This is a genomic window from Williamsia sp. z71 (assembly GCF_059553375.1).
Window position 1 is genome coordinate 536,763 of sequence record NZ_JCANWX010000003.1, and the last position, 25,303, is coordinate 562,065.

Below are 25,303 nucleotides of genomic sequence, written 5' to 3' on the forward strand. Positions count from 1 at the left end.
AACGAGCCACTTATACGAAGACGAGCCACAAACATGTGGCTCGTCTTCGTATTTCTGGCTCGTTTGGTGATGTGGCGGGCTCAGTCGACCGCTTCGTCCGGCTGGACCCACTGCACCAGTTGCCAGATGATCCCGTTGGGATCGATGAACTGGCAGTACCTCTCGCCCCATGGCTCGGTTTCGGGGGCGGTGACGACGCGTGCGCCGGCAGTTTCGATCCGGGCGTATTCCGTGTCGATGTCTTCGACCTCGAACACCACCAACGTGCCCTGACCAGCGGCGCCTGCGATCGATTCCGGTTTGAACGTCTTGAGACCCGTCTGCAGGAAAACGACATTGAATCCGGCGTCAGGATGGGCCAGCGAGACGAAGCCGTCGGCGGACATCGCCTCCGTGAAGCCGAAGTGCATCTCGGCGAACGAGGCGGAGGCTTTGGGGTCGGCGACGTTGAGAGACAAAGCAGTGCCGGTGATTCTCACGGTGAGCCTTTCATTTGAGCGGGCAGGTAACCTCGTATGGTGTACGAGGTTACCAGAATCGTTGGATTCCGATCGCGGAAATGACGGTGGCCCGGACCATCGGACCCGGCGACGGCTCGTCAGACACCTACTCCCGCCAGGCCTTGTCCGTGGGTGCGAGCGAGCTGCTCGGCGTCGGTCCGCAGGCTCGCGGCTATGTCTTTGAACTCGTCGAGTGCCGGGTTCTCGCCGACGAGGGTGAATGCAGATTCGACGACTCGCAGATCCAGATTCCAGACGTCGGCAAGTATTCGGCGCATCCAATCAGTGGCGTGGTTCCAACCCTCACGTGGTGTACCGGGCGCGTAATAGCCGCCTTGGACACTCACCAGGACGGCCGGCCGACCGGCGATCGCGGGAGGCTCGGCGGGATTGAAACGGGGGTCGGTGATGACGGTGTCCACCCAGCTCTTGAAGTGCTGCGAGACCCCGAAGTTGTACAGCGGCACCGCAAAGAGAAACGTGTCGGCGGCGATCAATTCATCGGCGAGCCCGGCTGCGATGGTGAGCGCTTCGGTTTGCTGTGGTGAGCGCTGATCCTCGGGCGTGTAGGCGGCATAGGCTGCGGTTCCCCACGTGGTCGCGGGTAGGGGATCGGTGCCGACGTCGCGCCGGATGATCTCGTCGTGGGGGTGAGCGGCTCGCCACTGTTGTTCGACGATGTCGCCGAGTGCGCGACTATGAGATCCCTCGACACGGATGCTGGCGTCAAGACGAAAAAGAGACATGGGAAAACTCCTTGAGGATGGGAAGGGCTGGGGACTGGACATCAGCCGCGGCTGAAATGGGCCTCGACAGTGACCTTGTTCTTCGTGGTGCGAAGATTCTGGATGTGTAGGTGACGGTCGTCGATCAGCATCGAGGTCGTCAGGATCACCGATCGCGGTCCGGCGTCAATGGCAGCGACCATCGTCAAGGGCGAGGTCTTACCTCGAACTTCGACCAGGCCGGTCAGCTCGGCCCTGTTCTGCCCGATGAGAACGCTGTCGGCAATGGTCGCCCTGATCGCCGGATGGTTCTCCGCGTCGAGGAAGTCGGGCTCTCGTAGATGCTGATCTCGCTTGGCTATGCGCGAACTGATCGAGGCCGGGTCGAGATCGAAGCGTCCGGAAATCAATCCCTCGGTGCCGATCGCGGCGTGGCCCCCCGTCGCGCGCAGGGTGGATCTGGCAAACGGGATTCCGAACATGCGCGTGCGAACGGTTATTGTCGTGCGCTCGGTGTCGAGTTGCCAGGTGCCGACCAAACTGTGCAGGTCGGCGTCGGTCTGAATGATCACGAAGTCTCCTAGCGATCTTTACCGGCAACGATTGGTGCGGTCACCGGCAGGGGTGAACTTGAACATGCAAGTTCGAGCGTAAGCCCCTGAAGTTGAATGTTCAAGTCCGTTACACTGGGGCGGTGACCGATGACGCAGATATGCCCGACGGTGGGTGGCTCACGCCGGAACAGCAACGCGATTGGGCGTCCTTGATCTCGGTGCTGATGATCCTTCCTGGCAAGCTCGACGCCCAGCTGAAGCGGGCGGCGGGGATCAATCTGTTCGAGTACAGCGTCTTGGTGGCATTGTCCGAGATGCCCGGACATACCCGGGTGATGAGTGATCTCGCCGGACAGACCCGGGCGTCGTTGTCGCGGTTGTCGCACGCGGTGACGCGGCTCGAGAGCGCGGGGTGGGTCGAGCGCCGTTCGTGCGGCGGGGCCGGCCGACGGACCGAAGCACTACTGACCGACGCGGGATGGCAAGAGCTCCAACGGATTGCGCCCGGACATGTCAGTGAGGTACGGCGACTCGTCGTCGACGCGATGAGTGCCGAACAACTCCAGTGTCTTGGTTCTGCTGCCCGCCTCATCGTCGCCGCGACCGACCCGGCGGCCGCCGAAGCGCTCACCTCCGCGATCGACCGCTCACAAGCTATTTGATTTGTGTCTGTGCAGGGGTGCCGGAGGGGGCGCGATTCGCCTTCGTGTCGGACCTCCTCGCTATGATGCCCGGTTGGCGCAGTTGAAGTAGTGGAATATGTTGTGCAACAGTAGAATTACTCGTTTAGAACACTTGTGCGAATGCTGTTGGCCGGGTAATGTTGGGCCATGGACTTCGGGGAGATGTTCGCCAGAATCTCAGATCTGGCAGGGGGTGCGGCTGTGGTCGCGGGTGATGACACCGAGTTGTCGTCGCGGGTGGTGACGGTGATACGTCTCAATCATGTTGTGGAGCAAGTTCTTCTCCGTGTGGTGGGTGAGGTCGATCGGCGTCGGATCGCGCAGAAGAAGGGTGCGGGGTCCACGGCCAAGCTATTACGGGACGCCGGTATGGCGCCGGCAGTCGCGCACCGGTATGTGCGAGTGGGTAAGGCGCTCAGCCAGATTCCGTCGATTGCCGAATACGGAACTGACGGACAACTATCCGGTGAGCATGTGGATGCGATTGTGAAGGGTCTCCATCATATTGAGCGTCGCAATCCTGACCTCCCGGCCACTGACCGGTCCGATTGTGAACGTGGGCTACTGATCGAAGCGTTGATGGGGACGCCGGCGGCGGTGGCGGTGCGGGCACGGCACATGGCCCTGGTGCTGTCGCCACCAGACAAAGAGATCCCGGATGCGGAAAACAGTGACCTGAACGAGTTGTCGTTCGGGACCGGTGATGATGGCCGCACCCACGGCACCCTGGACTTGGACAGCCTGCTCGGCGAGAAACTGGCGGTGGCACTGGATCCGCTGTGCAGGCCGGTACCCGAACCCGACGGGTCGCCGGATCCGCGGAGCGCAGGTCAGATCCGTGCCGATGCGCTGGAACGATTGCTCGATTCGTATTTCGATCAGGAAGACCGGCCCACCCGGGGTGGGGCGAAACCACATGTGACGGTGACAGTCTCACCCGAACATCTACAACAATTGCAGCTGCGCGGCATCCCGGGTGCCACACCGCCGGCCATGGCGCCGAAGTTCGAATGGACCGGACCTGCATCAGCACCGACCGCCCAGATGGTGGCGTGTGATTCGGTGATCACAAGAATCCTGCTCGACAACAACTCGGTGCCACTCGATGTCGGCCGCGACCAACGCACCGTCACTCCCGCGATCCGTAAAGCGTTGATCGCCCGCGACCAGGGCTGCGCCTTCCCGGGATGCGGCTGCGCCGCGGTGTACACAGATGCCCATCACATCGACTTCTGGCGCAACGGCGGCACCACCAGCCTGAGCAACATGGTCTTGCTGTGCCGGCGACACCACCGCTACATCCACCATCAGGGCTGGACGGTGTTCATCGGCCACGACGGGCATCCCTGGTTCCTCGCGCCCGGCAGCGCCACCGAACTGCGGTCTCATGCCCGCCGCACCCTGACCTCTGAACTCACCGCCGCATAAAGGCCAAGGACACCGAACCGCAAGACTGAGCAACACAGCACAACCTGTGTACTGCATGACCTTTGACAACTTCATAGTGTGACGGCGGTGCTGTCGATCGCCAGAAAGCGGGTGCCGCGAGACGTGATCCACGTACCATGTGGGGCACATCGATACGCGAATCGAGGTGCGACTCATGGCAACCATACATGCCGCTCTTGTCACGTCGTTCGATGAACCACGGCATTATCGGAGTTCGAGGTTCCGGCGATTCCTGGGCCGGAACATCAGCTTGTTGACGTCCTCGCTGGTGGACTGCATCCGCGAGTACGGTCGGGCGCTTCCGGAGAGCATTACACCAACACCGGCCAGGGTCGAAAGTGCTTGGACACATGAAGATTCCAGAGAAATTCGGACTGTTCTGATCCCATGAGGAGTTGATTGCGGCGATGTGGCTTCGTTTCATCCACGGTGCAGGCGGCTATTTCGATGATCGCGAACTGGCGGAGGGTCTCGGTGTGGCAGTCGGCGCCGCTGTCGACATGCCACACATCCCCGAAGACGACATGTCGTTCGAGGCGTGGGCGGCCCCGGTCCGGCGCATGGTTGCCGCGATGAGTCCGGACGATCTCGTGTTCGCCCATTCCTTCGGCGCGTCGGTCTTGCTGCGGGTGCTTGCCGAGGAACCACGTCCGGTTCCGGCGAGTGCGGTGCTGTTGGCGATGCCGGACTGGGGTCCGCGGGGCGGGGACATCGCCGAGTACGCGTTCGAGGGACCTGAGCCGGTTCAATCGATTTCGCTGCACCACTGCCGTGACGACGAAGTGGTGCCGTTCCGTCATCTCGCGCTCAATTCGGCGCTACTACCCTCTGCCCGGGTCCACGAGCATCCGTCGGGCGGCCACCAGTTCAACGGGTTGGTCGAGACGATAGCCGCGGACGCACTCGGTTGACGCTCGGTCATCAGCTCGGCAACGGTTGGAGTCAGGCATCGAGCCCCCGGGCCAACAACGCATCAGCGAAGTGGTCGGCGGTGTGGAGTGCACCCAAAACCACTGGCACGGCAAGCCGGTGGGGCATGAATTTCAAACCCCGGGCGCGACGGGCCTCATCGACCTGGGTGACGAGTTCGACCATGAGGGGAATCGATCGAATGGCAAGGGCCAGAACCAGAGCCATCCGATCGGGGCGAAAACCGAATCGTTGCAGTGGCGTGAACATGCGGGTCAAGGCGGCCAGCATGTCCATGGTGCGGGTGGTCAGTGAGACCGCGATGGCCAGGGCGACCGACAGGATCATGACGCCACAGACCACGAGTGCGCGCTCCCAGCTGGCAAAAATAAGCTGAAATGCGAAGATCATCAACACTACCCAGAACAGGGGCCGTAGCGAGGCCACCACAACGCGCATCCGCAACCGGGCGACCACAAAGACCGCGGCCACAACGATGATCCCGAACGGGAGTCGCTCCGGGGTGTTGACCAATGCGGTCATCGCGATCACCACAACACCGAGAGCAAGGAGTTTGAAGCCTGCAGGCAGGCGGTGGATAGGCGAGTTCCCCGGTTGGTAGACGCCGAGCGCGTTGCTCATGCCATCAGCGTCCGGTAGTGGCCGATGGTTTCTTCCGGAAGGCCGTCGGCGACAACACGACCGTCGTCGATCACGATCACCCGGTCGAAATCAGACAACAATTCGAGGTCGTGACTCACCACGATCAATTGCTGTTCCAGTTCGGCGAAGACTCCGCGGATCATCGCGCTGTTGCGAAGGTCGAGCAGCGTGGTGGGCTCGTCGGCCACGATGATCGACGGTTCGGTCACCAGGATCGACGCCAACGCCAGCAACTGCTTCTGGCCGCCGGAGAGCTTCTGCGCGGGATGGTCGGCGTGCCCGGCCAACCCGAATCGGGCGAGCACCTCGCCGACCCGTTCCTCGACCTGCGCCTTCGACAGTTTCCCCCGTGAGAGTGAGAGCGCCACATCTTCGCCGACGGTCGGCATGATGATCTGACGATCCGGATCGGTGAAGACGAATCCGACCTCTTTTCGGACCGCGCGGGTTTTGCGTTTAGTGTCGAGGCCGTTCACCTCGACGGTGCCAGTGTCGGGGACGACCAGCCCGTTGATCATCCGGGCGAGTGTCGACTTGCCGCTGCCGTTGGACCCGACGATCCCGATCCGTCGCTGCGTCAGCTCGAGGTCGACGTCGCGAAGGACCGCTCGATCTGCGTAGGAGTGGCCGACGCCCCGGAAGGTTATCCCCGCCATCACCGTCGTTTCAGACGCAGCGGGGTGATCAGTCCCGGATACCCGCGGTGAACCTGGCGGGCGACGAGCGCGGTGGCTGCAGCCTTGGCGAGGTCGCCGACCACGTAGATGCCGTTGGTGCTCAGCGCCGCCCACCACGTCATGTCGGCGCGGATCATCAATCCGGCGGTGCCGAAGAGATAGATGACGCCGAGTCCGCCGATGACGTTGATGACGAATCCGGGGATCACCCGGTACTTGGGCATCATCGCGGCGGTCAGCAGGCCGATGACGATGACCGCCGGTAGCCAGCCGATGAAGAATCCTGCGGTCGGGGAGGTCAGCGAGACCAGGCCGGTCCGGCCACCGGCCAGGATGGGCAGTCCGCAGATGGCGAGGGCGCTGAAGATGAGGACCGCCAGGGCACCCTTGCGCCAACCCAGGATGGCGCCGGCAAGCATCACCCCGAGGGTCTGCAGCGTGATCGGTACGCCGCTGCTGCCCAGCGTGATCGTGCCGGGCAGGCCCAACGCCGCGATGAGGGCGGCGAACACGGCGGCCTGCGCGAGATCACGCACGGTCAGGCCGACAGCGATCCGGCGCGGACGCTCGACGGGCATGGTCATATCTGATGTCACGGTGATACCTCGCGCTGTAGGACGCCGGATGCTGCATCCGGGGTACGTCAGCTCCGAATGGATGCGATTTCGGTGGTGATACTACGGATCGGTGTGGTGTCCGGTTCCCGGAGCGCCACCTTTTAGACATAAGTCACGAATCTTGGGCTACTGTGGAAAACATGCCCAAGGCGCTACCGGTCATCGACACCACCTCGCCGATCTGCTGCGCGCCGGTGTCCGCGGCCCCGGTGAGCGATGCCGACGCACTCGAGATCGCGTTGCGCCTCAAAGCTCTGGCCGACCCCGTCCGGATCAAGCTGATGTCGATCCTGCTGACCGCCGACAGTGGTGAGGCGTGCACCTCGGACCTCGCCGCGCTGCTCGGCCTGTCAGAGGCGACGGTCAGTCACCACCTCGGTCAGCTCAAGAAAGCGGGTATGGCGCAATCGTCGCGGCGGGGCATGAACGTCTTCTACGCCGCGCATCCCGATGCGCTGAACGCCCTGCGCGGCGTGCTCGATCCCGACTGCTGCCGCTGACCACAGCGTGTGGCCGCAGATGACGTCGCGGACTCAACCGTCGGTGGTCTCGAAACGTCGTAGGAGCGGGTCCAGGCGATAGTCCACGAGTCGGCGCATCACCAGAGACGTCATCGTTCGCTCGACACCTTCGATGTCGAGGACCTGGCCGGCGATCCGATAGAGATCGTCGGCGTCGCGGGCGACCACCTGAACCAGTAGGTCCGTCGCGCCGCTGAGGCCGTGAACCTCGAGGACCTCGGGTATGGCGTCCAACGACTCCGCGACTGCAGTCAATTCGCGCTGCACCACGGTGGTGACGATGAACGCGGACATCGGATAACCCAGTGCCGCCGGATCGATGCGCCGCTCGACCGAGCGCAGTGCACCGCTCGATTCGAGCTTCGCCAACCGGGACTGGACCGTGTTGCGCGACAACCCGGTCTGCTCCGCAAGCGACAGAACAGTGGCCCGGGGCTCGGCGACGAGGGCGCGGAGCACCTTCGCGTCGATCGGGTCGGCCTGGTGACCGCTGCTCATTCTGCCTCCGCTGGGAACCGTCGAAACCACGATGGTGTGCAAAATGCATACTCTCACGGCGATTGGTTGCGCAGAAAGTCTGTGCGTGATGCAGTCGAGCTACATCTATGAATCGGAGAAATTGATGGACGAGCGGGACCTCGGATCGCTGGCGGACGTCGAGCAGCGGGTGCTGTGGCTTGCGACGTCGATGATTCACCATGCCAATCGGGTTCGGCCGAACACCTCGGGTCTCAAGGTCGGTGGCCATCAGGCGTCGTGCGCATCGATGGTGTCGATCATGACCACGCTCTGGTTCGACCAGTTGCGTCCCGGGGATCGGGTCTCCGTCAAACCTCATGCCTCTCCTGTTCTGCATGCCATCAATTACCTGCTGGGTGAGCTCGACGAGTCGTACCTGACCCGGCTCCGCGAGTTCGGCGGATTGCAGAGCTACCCGAGCCGCACGAAGGACCCCGATCCGGTGGATTACTCGACCGGATCCGTCGGAATCGGTGCGACCGCACCCATCTGGGGTGCAGTGGCCCGGCGCTATGTCGAGACCACCTTCGGCGGTGCCGGCACCGGGAGGCAGTACTCGCTGGTGGGCGATGCCGAACTCGACGAGGGCGCCGTTTGGGAGGCGATTCTCGATCCGTCGGTCGCCGAACTCGGTGAGGTCGTCTGGATCGTCGACCTCAATCGACAGTCCCTGGACCGGGTTGTCCCGAACATCGCCGCCGATCGCCTGGAGAAGATGTTCGGCGCGGCCGGCTGGCAGGTGATCACCGTCAGGTTCGGTGCGCTGCTCGAGGAACTGTTCACGCGGCCGGGTGGGCAGGCGCTGCGCGCCCGCATCCTGCAGATGCCCAACCCCGAATACCAGCGCCTGCTGCGCTGTCAGGCAGATGAACTGCGGACCCGCCTGCCCGGTGAGGGACCCGAGGCGCAGGCGGTGGCCGACCTGATCGCCGGACTCGACGACGACACCCTGACCCGGGCGATCCGCAACCTCGGCGGGCACGATCTCGATGCACTGCGCAAGGCATACAGCGAGATCGACGACACCAGGCCGACGATCATCATCGCCTACACGATCAAGGGTCACGCGCTGCCGACCGAAGGGCATCCGCAGAACCACTCGTCGCTGCTGACCGTCCCGCAATACGACGAGCTCGCCACCGGTCTGGGTATGGACCCGGCCAACCCGTGGACCCGCTTCGACGACAACACCGCCGCGGGCCGGCTGTGCCGCGACACCGCCGCCGCCCTGCACCGCGACAACACCGCCCCGAACCTGCCGCCGCAGGTGCCCACCGACTTCGGGCGCACCCCGTCGGGAACCTCCACCACCCAGGCCGCCCTGGGCCGTACGCTGCTCGACCTCAGTCGTGAATCCCCTGACGCCGCACAGCGTGTGGTGACCGTGAGCCCCGACGTCAGTTCCACCACCAACCTCGCCGGGTGGCTCAACAAGGTGGGCGTGTGGTCTCCGGGCGAACGTCGGAACTGGTTCGACGACGACTCCGAGACGATCATGCACTGGCGGGAACGGCCGACCGGACAACATATGGAACTCGGTATCGCCGAGACGAACCTCGTCGGCCTGATGGGCGAGCTCGGTGCCACCTGGAGTCGTTGGGGTCAGCCACTTTTCCCGATCGGCGTGATGTACGACCCGTTTGTGGAACGGGCACTCGAGCCGTGGTCGTACGGAATCTATGCCGGTGGACAGTCGATCCTGGTGGGTACCCCCTCCGGTGTCACCCTGGCGGCCGAAGGCGGCGCCCATCAGTCGATCAAGACGCCGTCGATCGGACTGGAACAGCCCGGTTGTGTCAGCTACGAGCCGGCGTTCGCGATCGATGTGGAATGGATCCTGTTGTCCTGCATCGGTCGCCTGGGCCGGCCCGACGGAAGCTCGTCGTACCTACGACTGTCGACCCGTCCTGGCGATCAGCGCCTGGCCGCGGTGCCCGTCGATCCGGCGGCCCGGGAACGTCGTCGCCGGCAGGTGGTGGCCGGTGCCTACACCGCGCGCCACACGCCCGATCCCCAGGTGACCCTGGTCGCAATGGGTGCCATGCTCACCGAAACACTCACCGCGGCAGATCGACTCGCCGATCAGGGCATCGCCGCCGAGGTGGTGTGTGTGACCAGTCCCGGACTCCTCTTCGAAGCCCTGCAGGCCCGCCGCGGGCACGGTGACGCCCCGACCTGGATCCTCGATCAGGTCTTCCCGGCCGATCGGGCCGCGCCGATGGTGTCCGTCCTCGACGGACATCCGCACACGCTGGCGTTCCTGCAGACCATCAACCAGGTCCGCGGAATTTCCCTCGGCGTCAGCCGATTCGGTCAGGTCGGCACCCTCGACGATGTGTACCGCTACCACGGCATCGACACCGACAGCATCGTCCGCGCCGCCCTCGACCTGACCCCCTGAACCCGATGATGTGGCCTTTTGGCGATCAAAAGCCCAGGTGGGCAACGCCATAAGGCCACATCATCGGGGTGCGGCGGTCGATTTGGGCTAGTAGCGGGCGCCGCGCATCGGGGCCGGGTCGTACAGCCCCGAATGGGTGGTCGACCCGATCTCGAGCTTCGCGGGCTTCGCCTCCACTATGGGGGTGAACTTCTGCAGCGAACCCCAATCCCGGCCCCAGTTGTTCCGCATGTACGACGGAATGATGGTGGGCCGCAACATCGACTGGGTGATGCCAAGCGGTCCACCGGCATCGCCGGACATCCAGGTCTGGGTGCTCTGGCGAGTTGCCTCGGCGTCGGGCAGGATGCGCCACTTCGGCACCTCGATCACGCCGTACTTCACGGCCATCGGCTGCTGGCACGGGAACGCCAGGGCCGGCAGCCAGTCGATGAGCACCGGATCGTCGTGGCCGACGAGCTTGTCGAGCGTCTCCATCTTCGTGATGCGAGGAGGGGTGAGTGCCAGCCACTGATCGGGGGCCGCAGAGGTGTCCGAGGCGATCACGCGCACCACGGAGGCCCCGGCGGGGGCATCGCTCAGCGGGAACCGCAGGTTCCGCCAGATCGGCTGCTCGCCGGTGTCGATCGGACCCATCTGGGCAAGCGGCTCAACGGTGTTGCCGGTTCCGGGACGACCGAACTCGACGACCAGCTTCTGCCCCGACTCGACGATGCCGTCACCGTCGACGGCTTCGATGCGGCCGGACGCCGACAACGTCAGCAGCGGTGAATCCGGATTCGGCTCGGGCATCTGGTACCACGCCGAGGTCAGCGATCCGCCGGACGAGCCGTAGCTGCCCAGGACCGGGGTGGTCGCCGGGTCGAGACCGAACGGCAACCGCACCGTCGAGCCGTTCACGCCCAGAGCGCCTTGGCCGCCGCCGGTTCCGGCTTCATCGGTGTCGTCGGTCTCGTTGGCACCGGCACCGGTCTGTGCCGTGTTCAAGGCCGCGGCCTCGGTCGACTCGGTGGCGTCCACCGACAAGTCGTTGGGTACGCCGTTCGGAGTGAAGCCGGTCATGGCGGCGCCGGCGAGTGCTTCTCCCGGGGTCAGATCGACCTGACCGGCAACAGATGCCGGCTGCAGAAGTCCGGTGTTCGGATTGGGCTCGACCAGGATGTCGTCGGCCATGGCACAGATGTCACCCTGCAACGCAGCCACATTCGAGTTGAGCCACGAGTAGCTGTCGCGCTGTTCGTATGCGGCCTTGGCAAACGACAGCAGCATGAACAGGACAACCAGTCCGGAGATGACGGGCATGGGAGAGAACGCGAATCGATGCCAGAACTTCGAGCCCTCGGTGCGCTGTTCAGCGTTGACGTAGTCGTCGCGGAAATGCTGGTACAGGCCCACCAGGGTCGTGGCGACGGCGATTGCGAGGATGATCCAGGCGACCCGGACCCCGGCGATGGCCGGCGGCCGATCCCACCACGGGATGCCGTAACTGCCGACAAACCACCAGCCGTTGGTCCCGGCAAACGACAGCGCGGTCACATATAACACGGCAGCGGCGAAGAACGTGCGATTTCGCCTGCGCCGCAGGATCGCCGGGGCCATCATCGCGCCGGCGGCCGCGGCGAGCGCCGCGCCGATACCCGCGTAGACACCGAGGTGATGGGTCCACTTGGTCGGTGTGAAGGCGAGGAAGAAGATGAAGCCGAAGACACCGGCGACCAGACGCCAGGTGGGGCCCTTGGGGATACCCATCGGGGTCCGGCGACGCAACAGCATCAGCAGCACGACCATCAGGCACAGGAACGCCATCAGGATGCCGAACCGCCGGGACAGGGTGCCGTCGGCGGTCGGCAGCATCAGGTAGTAGTACCGAACCGGTTCCTGCCACCATTCGAGTGTCGGTCCGACCTCGGAGGCGACCTCCGACGAGGTCAGGATCGTGGCCAACGTCTGGTCGGCAAAGATGTTGTACAACACCGCGGTACCGGCCGCCAGGATCGGCATCAGCAGGGGCAGCAACCCATCTCGGCTCCGGCGCGCCATGATGCGGCGCAGCAGCGGTCGGATGCCGGCCAGGAGCAGCGCGACGGCCATCAGACCACCGGGCGCCAACGCGAGCGTGAACGCCGCGATGATCGTCGCGACCGCCAGCGGCAACAGTCGTCCGGTCGCGATGGAGCGGTCGACCGAACACCAGGTGAGCAGGGCGCCGACCGCCAGTGCCGGTTCGGGGCGCAGGCCGTTGTTGAACGGCATCCAGATCGCGAGGAACACAAACGCCGCCGACCAGAGGGCCGGGGTGGAGTGTCGTACCGTGCGACCCAGGCGTGGGATCACCTCGCGGGAGATCAACCACCAGCCGAGGAGCCCGAGGAGGAAGGCGGGCAGGCGCATCCACGGCGTCGCCAGACTCACCTCGGTCATGGCCGAGATCACTTGATAGTGCCAACCGAACGGATCCTGCGGCACACCGAAGTAGCGGTAATAGTTGTCGACGTACCCGGCTTCGTCGGCGATTCTGCCGACCGTGAAGTTGTAGCCGTCGTCAGAAGTGTTGGCGCCCATCAACCACCACAGGGCCAACGTCGCGAACACGACCACGTCGGAGACCCGGATAGTCCACCAGCGCCGCGGCAGGAACCGGTGGTGCCCGCGGCCGTCACGGGCGTCGAGCAGCGCCAGCGCGATGAGTGACAGGACGGTCATCACGATGCCGATCACCATCGCCGCGAACTTCAGGTTGGTCGGGGTGGTGACGAACCGGGTGTCGATGGTGGCCGAGAACTCCAGACCCTGCGGCGAAACGCTCTGTGGCAGTCCGGTGAACACACCGACGATCTGCGGGCGCAGGTTCGGGTCGGGGACGTCGAAGGAGAGCTGCCCTTCGGTTCCGCCGTTGACGATCTCACCGTGGGCACGCTCGCCGTCGGCGTTGAAGGTGATCCGGCAATCCGGATCGGACTGCGCTGCAGCGCGATCCGCGGTCAGCAGCACCACGTCACGGTCGGTGACGGTGATGCGGTCGGACGTGGCGCGGATGAACAGGCCTCGAGACGTCGCGTCCTGTCCACCGGCAGGCAGGGTCGAGAGCAGCACCCCACCATCGGCGGGGAGATCGGCGGCCGTGGTGCACGGTACGGACACCCGCATGTCGATCGGCACAAAAGAGACCAGCGGCGCCGAGACGTTGGTGACCTGATTGTCCTGTGGCCAGTTGAGTTGCGCGGTGGTCTGATTCACCGGCATCAGGGGGCTCAGGCAGGCCAGGAGGAAGCCGATCAGGCCCGCGACCACGGCAACTATCTTGACGTTCCGGTATCCGGGGCCGGCAAATCTGCTCACTGACCCGTTTTTGCTGATGATGCTCGCCTTTTCACTCATTTTCTTGCGGCACCACTCTCAGCGGACCGGTCCGCGACCAGCCCCATTTCGTTTCGGTACCGGTGATGATGTTCGCTTGCGGGGCGTCGGGCACCAGCGGGATCAGGACCTCGAGAGATCCCCATGCGCGGTACCAGTCGTCGTCGAGATACGTCGCAACCGTGTCGGCCCGGGTGACGGCCTCGCTGACACCGAGCGCGCCGCCGTCCTCGGCCGCCTGCCAGGTCTTCGACTGCGAGGCTGCGGTGGTGCGGTCCGGCAGGATCCGCCATTGCGGGATCTCGGCGACCCCGTCGGTGATGGAGAACGGACGCTGGCACGGGAACTGGCTCGCCACACTGAAGTCGATCAGCGTCGGGGCCTTGGAACCGACGACCTCTTGCAGCGTCTCGAGCACAGGTGCCCGGGGCGGGGTGATCGCCAGCCACTGCTTGTTGTTGACGTTGTTGTCCTTGGCGATGATCCGCATCCCGGTCGCCTCGGCGGGCACCTGATCCATCGGGATCACGAGATTGCGCCACGGCCGGTTCGGCTTGTCCGGACCCGGGTCGATCGGGCGGATCTGCGATCCGACATCGATGAACGTGCCGTCCGCCTCTTCGATGCCGAACTGGATCAGCAGTTGCTGTCCGAATGTCATGACGCCCTCTTCGTTGAGCGTGAGGACCGGTCCGGCTGCGCTGAACGCGAGTATCGGTGACGCATCACGGGCCGGCAACTGATACCAGTCGGTCATCAGTGTGGCCTCACCCGAGTCGTATCCGTAGCTTCCGAGCACCGGCGTGGTGGCCGGGTCGAGTCCGAACGGCAGGACGACCCGGGAGCCGTTGACGGTCTCGGCGCCGTATCCACCGGCGATACCCGCACCTGACCCGGAGATCACGAAGGGCTTGTTGAAGCTGGCCGAGACATTCATCTGGCCGGGACGGGCCGACCCGGCCTCGGGTGTGAGGCTCTCGGCGACCCCGTTGGGTGTGAACCCGACCGGGTCCTCGCCGGCGAGGGCATCGGAGACCGATACCCCGTCGGCGGGTGTCAGCATGCCCTTGTTGGGGTCCCGCTCGACCAGGACGGCGTCGGCCATCGCGCAACTGTCACCGGCCAGCGTGGACACGTTCGCATCGAGGACCGTGTACGCGGGGTAGCGGGACAGCGCACCCTTCGCGAAGACCGCCAGCATGCAGATCACCATGAAGCCGGCGATCAGTGCGATGGGGGAGGAGGCCAGGGTGAGTCGGCGACGGTCGGCCTTTTTGGCGGCCTCGTCGTCGTCGCCGGTGTGGACCAGGCCCTTGTTCTGCACGAAGTCGTGCCGCAGGTGCTGCCAGACGGCCACCGCGGCCGCGACGACGGCAAGGATCAGGAAGATCGTCGAGACCTCGCGGCCGGCCAGGACGGGTGCCTTGTCGAACCACGAGATGCCGAAGTTGTAGGCGAACGGCCAGGAGTTCTCACCGGCCATGGCCGCGGCCAGGGCGAACATCAGTCCGGCGACGAACACCGAGAGGTTGCGGGTGGACCGGGCCGCCGACTGCGCGACGGCGACGGTGGCCGTGGCCGCCAGCGCGGCCGCGAATCCGGCGAAGATCCCGAAGTGGATCGTCCACTTGGTCGGGGTGAACATCAGCAGCAACAGGGTGATCAGGGTGGCGCCGAGGACGCGCCAGACCGGACCCGGGTCGACGGCGCGGATCTTGTCGCGCCGCAACATCACGGCCAGTGTCACGAATACCGATGCCAACAGCAGGAGCAGTGGGACACGACGGGTCAGCGCGCCGTCCGGTGTGGTCACGGTGATGAAGTAGTAGCGCAGATATTCCTGCCACCACGAGATGGTGGGGCCGACGATGTAGCGCGTCCGGACCGCGTCGAACACCGTTGCCAGCGTTTGGTCGCGGAAGACCACCAGCACCACCAGGGATGCGGCGGCGGCGGACGGTGCGGCGAGGGCGGCCAGGTTGATCCAGCGACCACGGGTGGTGGTGGCCGATTCGCGGCTGCGCTCGATCACGATCCGCAGCATCGGACGGGCGCCGACGATCAGGACGGCGATCGCGATGACACCCTGTGGGGCCAGCGCCAACGTGAGACCGGCCACCATGGCCGCCAGGGCGGCGGGCAGCAGCCGCCTGGTGGCGATGGCCTGCTCGACGGCCCACCAGGTGAGCAGTGAACCGAGGATGATGATCGACTCGCTGCGCAGGCCGCTGGCGTAGGGCATCCAGAACGCGGTGAACACCGTGGCTGCCGCCCAGACGGCCCAGGTGCTGCGACGTACCCCGGCGCCCAGTCGCGGCAGGAGCACCCGCGAGAGGATGAACCAGGAGGCCAGGCCGGCCAGCAGCGACGGGATCCGCATCCACAGACCGGACGCCGACACCTCCGACCAGGCCGCGAGGAACGAGTAGTACCAGTCGAACGGGGCTTCGGCGATGCCGTAATAGCGGTAGTAGTTGGCCAGGTGGCCGGCCGATTCCGAGGCGCGGCCCATATTGAGGATGTAGCCGTCGTCGGGCGATCCGGCGCCGAGGAAATGCCAGATCAGCAGGACCGCGGTGACGGCGAGGTCGCTGGCCCGCGGGCGCAGCAGGCGCTTCGGGGACCATTTCCCGATGCGACGGTGGTAGCCGTCGATCCGGTCCAGTAGCGCCAGGCACACCAGTGAGATCACGATGGCGATCAGGCCGAGGACCAGGACGATGGCCTTGATCGCGGTCGGGGAGCTGTCGAACCGGTTGTCGACGGTGGTGATCGCCGAAAGTCCTTGTGCAGCAGCGGCTTCCACGTCACCGGTGGACAGGTCGGTGAACACGCCGTCGAACTGGGGACGCGAGTCGATCCCGAGCAGGCCGGCCGGGCCGAGCCCGACGAACTCTGCGCCGGCGGCGCTCGGCGTCGACCAGACGTGGAGCTCACGGCACTGCGTGGTGCCGATGTCGGCGCGGGTGGCGGAGGTCGCCAGTTCGTTCCGGAAGACCACCGAGACCGAGTCCGCCGACGCGTTGACCACGAGGGCGTTCTGGTCGTAGCGCTCGGCGCCCGGCGGCATGGTCGCCAGGACCAGTCCGCCGTTCTCGGGGAGCGTCTCGATCAACGAGCAGGGGATCGTCGCATCGAAGGCCTGCGGGGTCTGCGCGATCAGTGGCGCGGTGACCGATGCGGTCTCGTCAGAAAGCTGCTGGCCGGTGGGCCATTCGATGGTCGCGGTGGACTGCTTGACGGGCAGCAGGGGAGAGATCGCGCAGAACGCGATCCCCACGAGGCCGGCGACGATTGCGACCCAACGGACTGTCCCCGCACTGGGGAGGTGAGAGGACACAGGCACGAGAGACGATGGTATTGCACTGACCTGAGAACCCGAACCTGCCCCGTGAGCAGGGCAAGGTCCGGGTCTTTCTCAGGATCGGCCCGTTCTGTGTCTCAGTAGCGGATCGGGGCCGGGCTCCACAGACCGGAGCGGGTGGCGGTTCCCAGATCGAGTTTCGCCACCGTCGCCGGCTCACCGAACGGCTCGTAGCGCACCAGCGAACCCCAGTCGCGGCCGATGTCACCCTCCAGGTACGAGGGCACCGTGGTCTTGTCCAGGGACACCTCGATCCACCCCAGCGGTCCGCCGCCGAACGCATCCGACCATGCGCCGACCGCCGCCGCCAGGTCGGCACCCGGAGCGATCCGCCACTTCGGGATCTCGGCGACGCCGTACTTGTGGTCGAACGGACGCTGGCAGGGGAAGGCCAGACCGTTGGTCCAGTCGATCTGTACCGGATCGGTGCTGCCGACCATCTGCTGCAGCGTCTGCAGATGGGGTACCCGCGGTGGGGTCACCGCGATGAAATTGTCCTGTGCGAGGTTCTCATCCTTGGCAACGATCCGGATGGCGGTGGTCTCGGCCGGGAACGAACTGCGATAGGTACGCAGGTCGCGCCACGACGGCCGCGGGCCCGGATCGATCATGTCGACCTCGCCTGCGGTCCGGAAGTCCTCGTCGCGGTCACCTGAATCGGTCGAGTACTCCATCTTCAGGTTCTCGATGTCGAACTGGCCGGCCACGGCCATCGACACCAGCGGGGTGTCGGCACTGCGCGCGGGCAGCCGGTACCACGAGGAGGTCAGGTAGGAGGGGAACTGCTCGTTCTGCGAGTAGCTGCCCAGGACGGGGGTCTTCTGCGGATCGAGCCCGAACGGCAACTTGGCCGTGCTGCCGTTGATGCCGGCCTGATCGGCCTCCCCGCCCCCGGTGCCACCGGCGTTGGAGTTCAGGACGTCCGGCGATGCCGCGACATTGGCACCGAGGACACCGAGGCTGCCCGCGCTCGCGGTCGAGTTCAGTGTCAGCGGCAGACCGTTGGGCGTGAACCCGGACGTCGGCGGCGGGACACTGCCCGGCTGCTGGGTGCCGGTCAGTCCGCCGACGATGTTGCCGTCGACGGGTTCGAGCAGATCCGCCGAGGGGTCCGGTTCGACGAGAACCTTGTCGGCCATCCCGCAGACATCACCGGACAGGGCGTCCACGTTCGACGAGGGCACCGAGAACGACCCGCTCTGCTGCACTCCGGAGAATATGGAGGTACAGATCAGGAAGACGACCACGAACATGCCGGCAACGGCCAGCGGGGATGCGGCCAACATCCCGATCCACCGGCGACGGCCCGTGGCGGCGGGGTTCTTCGCCGGCTTCGATCGTTCGAACGGTTCCCGGAAGTGGAACCAGAACGCGACCAGCAGCGCGAGTACGCAGAGGAACAGCAGCAGGCTGCCGAGCGCGACCCCCATGCGGACGGGCAGGACACCCCACGGCATCCCCCAGTTGGAGACATAGAACGAGGCGTTCGGCGCGGTGAACGACAACCCGGTGATGAACAGGACCAGTGCGATGAACAGCATGCGGTTACGTCGGGCGTGCATGGCCTCGGCGCTCACCGCGATGGCCGCGATGGCCGCCAGTGCAGCAGCCAGACCCGCGAAGACACCGAACTGGTGTGTCCACTTGGTGGGCGTGAACATCAGGAAGATCAGGGACGCGAAGGTGATCCCGACGATGCGCCGGGACGGTCCGAGCGCGGTGCCGGGGATCCGGCTCTTCCGGATCAGCATCGCGCCGGAGATCACCAGGCCGACCAGCATGGCCAGGACTGCGAACCGTCGGCCCACCGAGCCGTTTGCCGAGAATTCGAACAGCGCGGTGTAGCGGTCGAACTCGTTGTACCAGTTCAGGGAGGGGCCCAGGGCAGTCTTCATGCTGGTCGACTGGGTGAAGGCGGCCAGTGTCAGGTCGGAGAACACCACGAAGATCACGAAGACCCCGGCCGCGCCGACCGGTGCGAGCAGCGCCAGATAGCTCGTCAGGCCCCCTCCGATCGCCTTGGCCCTCTTGATGAGCGACATCACCATCGGTCGGGCCCCGGCGATCAACGCCGCCACCGCCATCAGGCCGGTCGGGCCGGCCGCGAGGCTGAACGCGCCGATGGTGCAGGCCACCGCGGCCGGAAGGGTCCGGCCGGTGGCGATCGCACGTTCGACCGAACACCAGGTCAGGAGAGCACCGAGGCAGATGATCGGTTCGGGGCGCAGGCCGTTGTTGAACGGGAACCACGACGCCATGAACACGAACGCGGCAGTCCACGGGACGACCCGGTTGGTCACGGCCGCGCGTCCGAGTCGTGGCAACACCTCGTGGGAGATGATGAGCCACACCAGGATGCCGCAGGCCAGTGCCGGTAGGCGCATCCACGGGCTGGCGGTTGTGACGTGCGCCAGCCAGCCGAAGACCTGGTAGTACCAGCCGAACGGGGCCTCAGGCGCGCCGTACCAGCGGTAGTAGTTGGCCGTATATCCCGCGTCGTCGGCCACCCGCGACATCGTCAGGATGTACCCGTCGTCGGACGTGTTGACGCCGACGATGTGCCAGATGAGCAGTCCGCCGATGACCACGGCGTCGCGCGCGTTGAACCGCCACCAGTTCTGCGGCAGGAACCGGCGGTGTCTGCGGCCGTCGGTTCCGTCGAGGACGGCGAGCGCGCCGAGTGAGATCAGGGTCAGCACCACTCCGACCGCGATGGCGATCCACTTGAGGGCCGTCGGCGCGGTCGTATAGCGGTCGTCGATGGTCGCGTGCGCGCTCAGGCCGGGAACGGTATCGGCCGCACCGGTGAGGTCGGTGTAGAGACCGGTGAGTTGGGGACGCTGATCCCCGTCGGTCGTCTCCCCGACGAGCGGTTCGCCTTCGGCATTGGTCATCCCGACGAACTCGGCCCGTACCGACTCGTACGTGGCGGTGACGTCGATGCTCTGGCAATCCTGCGATCGGATCTGGGCGAGGGTGGCCGAGGCGACCGGTGTGTTCCTGACCACGACCTCGACGACCTGCCGGTCCAGTGCATCGGTGGCCTGGCCCGCCTTGCGGATGAACAAGCCCCGCGCGACCGACTTCTCCGCCTCTTTCGGCAGGGTCGAGACCAGGACGGTCTGTCCGGGTTCGGTCAGCTGGTCGATGGCCGTGCAGGGCACCGAGATCTCGAGGTCGACCGGTACGTAGGACACCAATGGGGCGAGTACCGACTCGAGCTTGTTCTGCTGCGGCCAGTTCAGGTCTGCCGTCGTCTGGGTGACCGGTAGCAGCGGTGTGACCAGCGCCAGGAAGATTCCGGCGAGGCCGGTGATGATCGCGGTGATCTTCGCGATGCGGACCCGGTCCCTGCCGGGGCTGCCGACAGATGGCGGCGTGTTGACTGTCTCGACGGCATCTGGCACAAGGTCAGATGCTATCGGTCCTTGCGTGTCGGATTGACCAACGGTGGCGTGGCGCGCAATACACTCGGCCTGATGAGCGAAAAGCTGCCTGTCCTGTTGCTGAACGGGCCCAATCTCAACACGCTCGGAACCCGTCAGCCCGAGGTCTACGGCTCCGATTCACTCGACGACGTGGTGGCGCTGGCGACGTCGACCGCCGCCGAGTACGGGTTCGGCGTCGATGCCCGGCAGACGAACCATGAGGGCGAGATGCTCGAGTGGATCCAGCAGTCCCGCGGGCAGATCAGTGCCATCGTGATCAATCCGGGCGCCTGGACGCACACCTCCATCGCGCTCCGGGATGCCCTGGTCATACCGGAGGTTCCGATCATCGAGGTGCACATCAGCAACGTCCACGCCCGCGAAGAATTCCGACACAAGTCGTACGTGTCCGGGATCGCATCAGGGGTGATCGCCGGGTTCGGAATTCGTGGATATGAGTTCGCGATCCGCCGCATCATCGACCTGATCGGCTGAGCCGGGTCCACCGCTCGACCGACAAGTTGTGGCGAGGGTCACACCACATGGTGAACAATGGCCCCAGCACGGGGGTCGCACCGAGGAGTGGCCGTTTTCGCCCAGTTCAGTGACTCGCGCGTGGTGCGATGGAAGGATCTGTCGGACTCCTCGGTTATGATCCAGCAGAGCTATTGCGCCCTCGAGGGCGCTGGATGTGTACGGAGTGGTGTCGTGCCGTGATGTGAGCGCGGTAGTTTCGCGTTCGTCCCCTTCGAAGTGGGACACGCGTTTTCTGGGTTGTCCAAGTGTGTGGAGGTTCTATGCGGGAGTTGTGCGTATGACGCTCCGCGATGACCGCCGAGCCGTCGCCGCCGATTCGAAGAGCGGTGTGGTTGACGCCCCGGACTACGAGTCCGCGGAGTTCGACTCCTCCGGGTTCGACTCCTCCGAGTTCGATGTGGCGGAGTTCGACACCTATGAGTCCGAACTCAGGCAAACCGGCTTCCGGGCGGTCGTCACGCGGGTCAACCGCTATCTGGCCCGACCACGTTGGTGGTTCGAAGTTCTCATGCTCGGATCCCTGTACGCGGTCTATTCGCTGATCCGCAACAGCGTCGGGGACGTCGCCGACCAGGCCTACCGCAATGCCAACAGCATCCTTCGTTTCGAAGACGCCTGGCATATCGCGCTCGAGCGGCCGCTGAACGAGCTGGTCCACACCACCGGGTGGCTGGCGAACCTCGTTGCCCTGCAGTACGCGACCTTGCACTTCTGGGTCACCCCGGTCGTTTTGATCTGGTTGATGTTCCGGCGCAAGGAGCATTACCGCAAGGTCAGCGGCATCCTGATCCTCACCACGGGTCTGGCTCTGATCGGCTTCTACAGCATGCCCACGGCACCGCCGCGTCTGCTTGCCAGGGAAGGTTTCGTCGACATCATGGCGCAGACTGCGTCGTGGGGATGGTGGCCCGCGTCCGGTGCGCCCGGAAGTGACGCGATCTCGAACCAGTTCGCGGCCATGCCGTCGCTGCACTGTGCCTGGGCGACGTGGTGCGGAATCGTCCTGTTCTGCTTCGCGAAGTGGAACTGGCTGCGAATCGTCGGGGTTCTCTACCCGCTGACCACCTACTTCGTCGTGATGGGGTCGGGCAACCACTTCATCCTCGATGTCATCGCCGGTGTGGCCCTGCTCGCCGTTGCTGCGTTGATCATCTACGCACCTGCCCTGTTGCGTTGGTGGCGCTGCCGATCGGCGGTCGCGCCGACCAGGTCCGGAGTGCCGCTCGGATGAGTCTTCCGGTGGCCACGCCACTGTTGCGCTGGCGCCCCCTGTGGCCGATGGCGTTGGCGCTGGCGGCAATCGTGGCACTGTGGCTTGCCCACCCGACGGTCGGCGACCTGCAGGCGGCCATCGCTCGTGAAGAGGCAGCCCGCTCGGGCGTCGGCCTCGGCTACTGGTTCGGCTGGTACGGGGGTGTGTCCCCGGGGAGCTATTCACTCATCGTCCCGGCCCTGTCGACTCTGACCGGGTCGCTGCTCCTGCTGTGCATTGCGACCGCGATCATCGCGTTGCTGTCGATCCCGCTCTCCAAAGGCGGGTCTCACCCCACGGTGCTGATGTGGGCGATCACGGCCGCTGCCGTTCTCAACATGTTGTCGGGACGGGTCGCATTCTCTGTGGGTACGGCGATAGCGCTGGCCGCGATCATCGCCTTCCGGCGAAATCTTTTGCCGCTGGCGGCCGTCGGCCTGCTGGTGGCGGGTCTGGCGAGTCCACTGGCCCCGGCGTTCGTCGGTCTGGCGGCGTTGCCGTTCGCGCTCGGCAAGGATGCCAAGGCGCGCAAGGTCTGGTGGATTCTGGGTGGGGCGGGACTCGGGGTCGTGGTGCCGTTTGTGATGTTCGGTGCTCCTGGCGCACAGGGTTTTCCGGCCACCACCTTGTTCTGGATGGCATTGATCGCGATCGGTGCAGCCTTGGCACTGACCATTCCGCCGGCCCGGTGGATCGTGCCACTCGCGAGCGCGGTGGCGATCTTCATGTTCCTCGTGCCGACCGGTATCGGTTCCAACCTGAGCCGGTTCTTTTGCCTTGTGCTGCCGTGTATCTGCTTGTTCTATTCGAAGAAGTCGCTGAAGTTCCTGGCGATAGCCCTGGCGCCGGCGTTGGTCTACGCCGTGTTCGTGGCGACGGCCGACCAGGTGGTCGGTGCCGATTCCGGCAAGAGTGAGACCTCGTACACGCCGTTGCAGTCGTTGTTGCTCGCGCAGCCGGAGATCGACAACCATCGGGTGGAACTCGTCGACGCGCAGACCCACGCGGGGGCGCACAAACTCGGCCTGGACATCAAACTCGCGCGCGGCTGGGAGAATCAGTCGGACTCCCGGTACAACCCGATCTTCTATGAAGAGGGCGCGCTGACGCCGGATTCGTACCGGGGCTGGCTGGCCGAGAATGCTGTCGCCTTCGTCGCGGTCTCCGCAGATCCGTTGCGGCAGTTGAAGGACGAGGCTGCGCTGGTGACCGACGGTCTGCCGTATCTGGACCGCATCTGGGGTAACGACGATTGGACGCTCTACCGCGTCGCAGATCCCCAGCCGATCGTGCCGCAGCCACTCACGGTGGTCGAATCGTCGCCGTCCCAGCTCGTCCTCGACGTGCCGAACGCGGATGCGCATCCGATCCAGTTGCGCTACAACAAGTATCTCGTCGCTCGCAGCAGCGTCGACGATTCCGTGTACGCGTGCATCGAGGAGACCGAGGACAGCTGGATCACCCTGACGGCTGCGGTACCCGGCCAGTACACCCTCGAAGGACTTCTCTCGGTCCGTGGTGTGGTCGGTGCCCAGCCCGCCGATTGTGGTGCGTAGAAAGACTCCCCGCCCCTCGAGCGTGCCGAACCGACCGTCGAGCGTGCCAAACCGACCGTCGAGCGTGCCAAACCGACCGTCGAGCGTGCCGAAACTGCTTTCAGCGGTAGATGTCAACCTGTGTGGAGTCATTTTGTGGCGGGTTGGGGTCCGGTGGAGTTGATTCCTGACCAGTTCGGGGCGGGTGGGGCGGTTGGTGGTTGGCGGAATCGGTCTGGGTGTTCGGTGTAGTAGGCGTCGAGTGCTTGTTGCCGGCGGCGGTGGGTTTCTCGCCAGGATCCGTCGTGGACGTCGTTGGGTGTGTAGAGGCTGATGCCGCTGTGGCGGTGGTGGTTGTTGTACCAGTCGGTGTAGGTGGTGACGTAGTCGCGGGCGTCGTTGAGGGTTTCGAAGATGCCGGGGAAATGTTTGCGGTGTTTGAGGGTTCGGAACTCTGACTCGGAGTACGGGTTGTCGTTAGAGACGCTGGGACGTGAGTGCGATTCGTTGATCTTGTTGTTGCCGAGCATGGTTTTCATGGCATCGGAGCGCATCGCTGATCCTGAATCTGCGTGTACCCATTGGGGTTTGGTTCCTTCTGTGGTGAATGCGGTTTCGAACATTTCCACTGCCATGTAGTCGAGTTCACGGTTTTCGACGCGGTTGGCGATGATCTTGCGGGAGAAGATGTCGATGATTGAGTACACCTTGAATGCTTGTCCGCGGTAAGGGGCTTTGAAGTCGGTGATATCCCAGGACCAGATTTGGTTCGGTCCGGTGGCCAGCAGTACAGGTTTTTCGCGGGGCCCGGTTTTGGTGCGGTGGGTTTTGACTGGTCGCTGTGATTGTTCCAAGGCTGCGGCGTAGCGCCACCAGGTGCGGCGTGAGCCGACTGTTATGCCCTGGTCCCAGGCGGTGGCGTAGGCCTGGTCGACGGAGTCGCCGCGCGTCCAGGCCCGTAGTACGTGCTCCTCGATCGTGGTGATCTCGGTCAGATTCAGTGCGTGTGGTTGGTGGCGTTGGGGGTGTGAGATCGGGTTGCTCACCCGGTTTCGGGGGCGTTGGCGGTATTGCCAGGTTGACCGTGAAATATTCAGTACGGCAAGGGCTTTGCGTTGGCTCATCCCGGGTAACTGTGCAAGTAGGGTGACCAGCATGTTTTCGGAGGTCAGGAACTGGGTGGCTCGGGTGGAGTGGGGGTGTCGTCGGGCGTGTGCTCGCTCCACTTGTGCATGAGCCCGATAGCTTTTCCCAACGCGTCGTTGGCCGCTCGTAAGGAGGAGTTTTCCTCGTGGAGTTCGGCCAGTTGCGCGTCGTGTTCGCGTTGTTGTTGGGTCAGGAGTTTTTCCAGATCCTCAAGTCGAGCAGGGTGGCTGGTCATTCCTCGAGTCTTGCGAGGTACGAGGTCGCGGTCAAGGTCGCCGTGGAGATAGGCGCTGCGCCAGCGTGCTAACTGTCGGAGGCTGAACGGTTTGTCCTGCAGCCAGGCGGTCTTGCTGCCGTGGCGCTGTTGCAGGTAATCGAGGACGAACTCTCGTTTCTCATCGGTGGTGAAGGCGAGCATCGGGCTTCCTCTCGGTGCGGTGACTCACCTTGAGGCTGACACGGAGGG

20 protein-coding genes are annotated in these 25,303 nt (G+C 64.9%); 8 read left to right on the plus strand and 12 right to left on the minus strand.

The genetic code is table 11. From position 1 onward, the window contains the following. Positions 1-80 precede the first annotated feature (80 nt). The 3 genes from AC51GR_RS10660 to AC51GR_RS10670 form a co-directional block, all read right to left on the minus strand. The gene (locus tag AC51GR_RS10660) at positions 81-479 is read right to left on the minus strand and encodes a VOC family protein (RefSeq protein ID WP_496324596.1); all 399 of its coding nucleotides are present in this window, start codon (positions 477-479) and stop codon (positions 81-83) included. Between the two features lie 119 nt (positions 480-598). Next, the gene (locus AC51GR_RS10665) at positions 599-1,246 is read right to left on the minus strand and encodes an FMN-dependent NADH-azoreductase (RefSeq protein ID WP_496324597.1); all 648 of its coding nucleotides are present in this window, start codon (positions 1,244-1,246) and stop codon (positions 599-601) included. A 41-nt stretch (positions 1,247-1,287) separates the two neighbouring features. Further along, entirely contained in the window at positions 1,288-1,797 is a 510-nt protein-coding gene (locus AC51GR_RS10670) for a YceI family protein (protein WP_496324598.1), read from the minus strand. 122 nt (positions 1,798-1,919) lie between these two features. Here AC51GR_RS10670 and AC51GR_RS10675 point away from each other — a divergent pair, with 122 nt between their 5' ends. The 3 genes from AC51GR_RS10675 to AC51GR_RS10685 all read left to right on the plus strand — a co-directional run bounded on the left by AC51GR_RS10675 (position 1,920) and on the right by AC51GR_RS10685 (position 4,822). Further along, positions 1,920-2,441, plus strand: coding sequence for a MarR family winged helix-turn-helix transcriptional regulator (locus AC51GR_RS10675; RefSeq protein WP_496324599.1), 522 nt, complete (start codon positions 1,920-1,922; stop codon positions 2,439-2,441). Between the two features lie 168 nt (positions 2,442-2,609). Continuing rightward, the gene (locus tag AC51GR_RS10680; RefSeq protein ID WP_496324600.1) at positions 2,610-3,890 is read left to right on the plus strand and encodes an HNH endonuclease signature motif containing protein; all 1,281 of its coding nucleotides are present in this window, start codon (positions 2,610-2,612) and stop codon (positions 3,888-3,890) included. A 428-nt stretch (positions 3,891-4,318) separates the two neighbouring features. Beyond that, positions 4,319-4,822 carry an alpha/beta fold hydrolase gene (locus AC51GR_RS10685; RefSeq protein WP_496324601.1) on the plus strand — a complete coding sequence of 168 codons (504 nt, stop codon included), beginning with the start codon at positions 4,319-4,321 and terminating at the stop codon, positions 4,820-4,822. Between the two features lie 31 nt (positions 4,823-4,853). On the opposite strand, the gene AC51GR_RS10690 is transcribed toward AC51GR_RS10685, so the two are convergent. The 3 genes from AC51GR_RS10690 to AC51GR_RS10700 are packed head-to-tail and all read right to left on the minus strand — an operon-like array spanning position 4,854 to position 6,738. Next, on the minus strand, positions 4,854-5,462 hold the full coding sequence (locus AC51GR_RS10690) for an energy-coupling factor transporter transmembrane component T family protein (protein WP_496324602.1): 609 nt from the start codon (positions 5,460-5,462) through the stop codon (positions 4,854-4,856). Further along, the gene (locus tag AC51GR_RS10695; protein WP_496324603.1) at positions 5,459-6,139 is read right to left on the minus strand and encodes an energy-coupling factor ABC transporter ATP-binding protein; all 681 of its coding nucleotides are present in this window, start codon (positions 6,137-6,139) and stop codon (positions 5,459-5,461) included. Before AC51GR_RS10695 ends, AC51GR_RS10690 begins: the two co-directional genes overlap by 4 nt. Next, a complete protein-coding gene (locus AC51GR_RS10700) occupies positions 6,139-6,738 on the minus strand; it encodes a biotin transporter BioY (protein WP_496324635.1) in 600 nt (199 codons plus the stop codon). The genes AC51GR_RS10695 and AC51GR_RS10700 overlap by 1 nt, the downstream gene beginning before the upstream one ends. Positions 6,739-6,917: 179 nt before the next feature. On the opposite strand from AC51GR_RS10700, the gene AC51GR_RS10705 reads away from it, so the two are divergent. Next, positions 6,918-7,277, plus strand: a complete 360-nt coding sequence (locus tag AC51GR_RS10705) for an Rv2640c family ArsR-like transcriptional regulator (RefSeq protein ID WP_496324604.1) — start codon at positions 6,918-6,920, stop codon at positions 7,275-7,277. Positions 7,278-7,310: 33 nt separating this feature from the next. Here the strand turns inward: AC51GR_RS10705 and AC51GR_RS10710 are convergent, their stop codons facing one another. Continuing rightward, positions 7,311-7,796, minus strand: a complete 486-nt coding sequence (locus tag AC51GR_RS10710) for an Lrp/AsnC family transcriptional regulator (RefSeq protein ID WP_496324605.1) — start codon at positions 7,794-7,796, stop codon at positions 7,311-7,313. Positions 7,797-7,920: 124 nt separating this feature from the next. Here AC51GR_RS10710 and AC51GR_RS10715 point away from each other — a divergent pair, with 124 nt between their 5' ends. After that, the gene (locus tag AC51GR_RS10715; protein ID WP_496324636.1) at positions 7,921-10,218 is read left to right on the plus strand and encodes a thiamine pyrophosphate-binding protein; all 2,298 of its coding nucleotides are present in this window, start codon (positions 7,921-7,923) and stop codon (positions 10,216-10,218) included. An 87-nt stretch (positions 10,219-10,305) separates the two neighbouring features. Here AC51GR_RS10715 and AC51GR_RS10720 read toward each other — a convergent pair whose 3' ends face one another. From AC51GR_RS10720 to AC51GR_RS10730, 3 genes are all read right to left on the minus strand, one after another. Further along, positions 10,306-13,596, minus strand: coding sequence for an arabinosyltransferase domain-containing protein (locus tag AC51GR_RS10720; protein WP_496324606.1), 3,291 nt, complete (start codon positions 13,594-13,596; stop codon positions 10,306-10,308). Continuing rightward, positions 13,589-16,921, minus strand: a complete 3,333-nt coding sequence (locus AC51GR_RS10725; protein WP_496324607.1) for an arabinosyltransferase domain-containing protein — start codon at positions 16,919-16,921, stop codon at positions 13,589-13,591. Before AC51GR_RS10725 ends, AC51GR_RS10720 begins: the two co-directional genes overlap by 8 nt. Before the next feature lie 95 nt (positions 16,922-17,016). Continuing rightward, entirely contained in the window at positions 17,017-20,346 is a 3,330-nt protein-coding gene (locus AC51GR_RS10730) for an arabinosyltransferase domain-containing protein (protein WP_496324608.1), read from the minus strand. A gap of 72 nt (positions 20,347-20,418) precedes the next feature. Between AC51GR_RS10730 and aroQ the strand changes: the two genes are divergently transcribed. The 3 genes from aroQ (at position 20,419) to AC51GR_RS10745 (ending at position 23,712) form a co-directional block, all read left to right on the plus strand. Next, positions 20,419-20,862, plus strand: coding sequence for a type II 3-dehydroquinate dehydratase (gene aroQ, locus AC51GR_RS10735; RefSeq protein ID WP_496324609.1), 444 nt, complete (start codon positions 20,419-20,421; stop codon positions 20,860-20,862). A 319-nt stretch (positions 20,863-21,181) separates the two neighbouring features. Beyond that, on the plus strand, positions 21,182-22,135 hold the full coding sequence (locus tag AC51GR_RS10740) for a phosphatase PAP2 family protein (protein ID WP_496324610.1): 954 nt from the start codon (positions 21,182-21,184) through the stop codon (positions 22,133-22,135). Then, positions 22,132-23,712, plus strand: coding sequence for a hypothetical protein (locus AC51GR_RS10745; RefSeq protein ID WP_496324611.1), 1,581 nt, complete (start codon positions 22,132-22,134; stop codon positions 23,710-23,712). Before AC51GR_RS10740 ends, AC51GR_RS10745 begins: the two co-directional genes overlap by 4 nt. A gap of 128 nt (positions 23,713-23,840) precedes the next feature. Here the strand turns inward: AC51GR_RS10745 and AC51GR_RS10750 are convergent, their stop codons facing one another. Further along, positions 23,841-24,737 (minus strand): transposase, encoded by an 897-nt coding sequence (locus AC51GR_RS10750; protein ID WP_496324072.1) that lies wholly within the window; start codon positions 24,735-24,737, stop codon positions 23,841-23,843. 122 nt (positions 24,738-24,859) lie between these two features. After that, positions 24,860-25,255: a hypothetical protein gene (locus AC51GR_RS10755; RefSeq protein WP_496324071.1), complete on the minus strand. Its 396-nt coding sequence runs from the start codon at positions 25,253-25,255 to the stop codon at positions 24,860-24,862. Positions 25,256-25,303 lie beyond the last annotated feature (48 nt).

Coding starts and splice junctions, on each gene's coding strand:
- AC51GR_RS10695 (WP_496324603.1), bottom strand. CDS start 6,139: ATGGCGGGGATAACCTTCCGGGGCGTCGGCCACTCCTACGCAGATCGA.
- AC51GR_RS10685 (WP_496324601.1), top strand. CDS start 4,319: ATGTGGCTTCGTTTCATCCACGGTGCAGGCGGCTATTTCGATGATCGC.
- AC51GR_RS10690 (WP_496324602.1), bottom strand. CDS start 5,462: ATGAGCAACGCGCTCGGCGTCTACCAACCGGGGAACTCGCCTATCCAC.
- AC51GR_RS10710 (WP_496324605.1), bottom strand. CDS start 7,796: ATGAGCAGCGGTCACCAGGCCGACCCGATCGACGCGAAGGTGCTCCGC.
- AC51GR_RS10705 (WP_496324604.1), top strand. CDS start 6,918: ATGCCCAAGGCGCTACCGGTCATCGACACCACCTCGCCGATCTGCTGC.
- AC51GR_RS10745 (WP_496324611.1), top strand. CDS start 22,132: ATGAGTCTTCCGGTGGCCACGCCACTGTTGCGCTGGCGCCCCCTGTGG.
- AC51GR_RS10740 (WP_496324610.1), top strand. CDS start 21,182: ATGACGCTCCGCGATGACCGCCGAGCCGTCGCCGCCGATTCGAAGAGC.
- aroQ (WP_496324609.1), top strand. CDS start 20,419: ATGAGCGAAAAGCTGCCTGTCCTGTTGCTGAACGGGCCCAATCTCAAC.
- AC51GR_RS10715 (WP_496324636.1), top strand. CDS start 7,921: ATGGACGAGCGGGACCTCGGATCGCTGGCGGACGTCGAGCAGCGGGTG.
- AC51GR_RS10720 (WP_496324606.1), bottom strand. CDS start 13,596: ATGAGTGAAAAGGCGAGCATCATCAGCAAAAACGGGTCAGTGAGCAGA.
- AC51GR_RS10755 (WP_496324071.1), bottom strand. CDS start 25,255: ATGCTCGCCTTCACCACCGATGAGAAACGAGAGTTCGTCCTCGATTAC.
- AC51GR_RS10680 (WP_496324600.1), top strand. CDS start 2,610: ATGGACTTCGGGGAGATGTTCGCCAGAATCTCAGATCTGGCAGGGGGT.
- AC51GR_RS10665 (WP_496324597.1), bottom strand. CDS start 1,246: ATGTCTCTTTTTCGTCTTGACGCCAGCATCCGTGTCGAGGGATCTCAT.
- AC51GR_RS10700 (WP_496324635.1), bottom strand. CDS start 6,738: ATGCCCGTCGAGCGTCCGCGCCGGATCGCTGTCGGCCTGACCGTGCGT.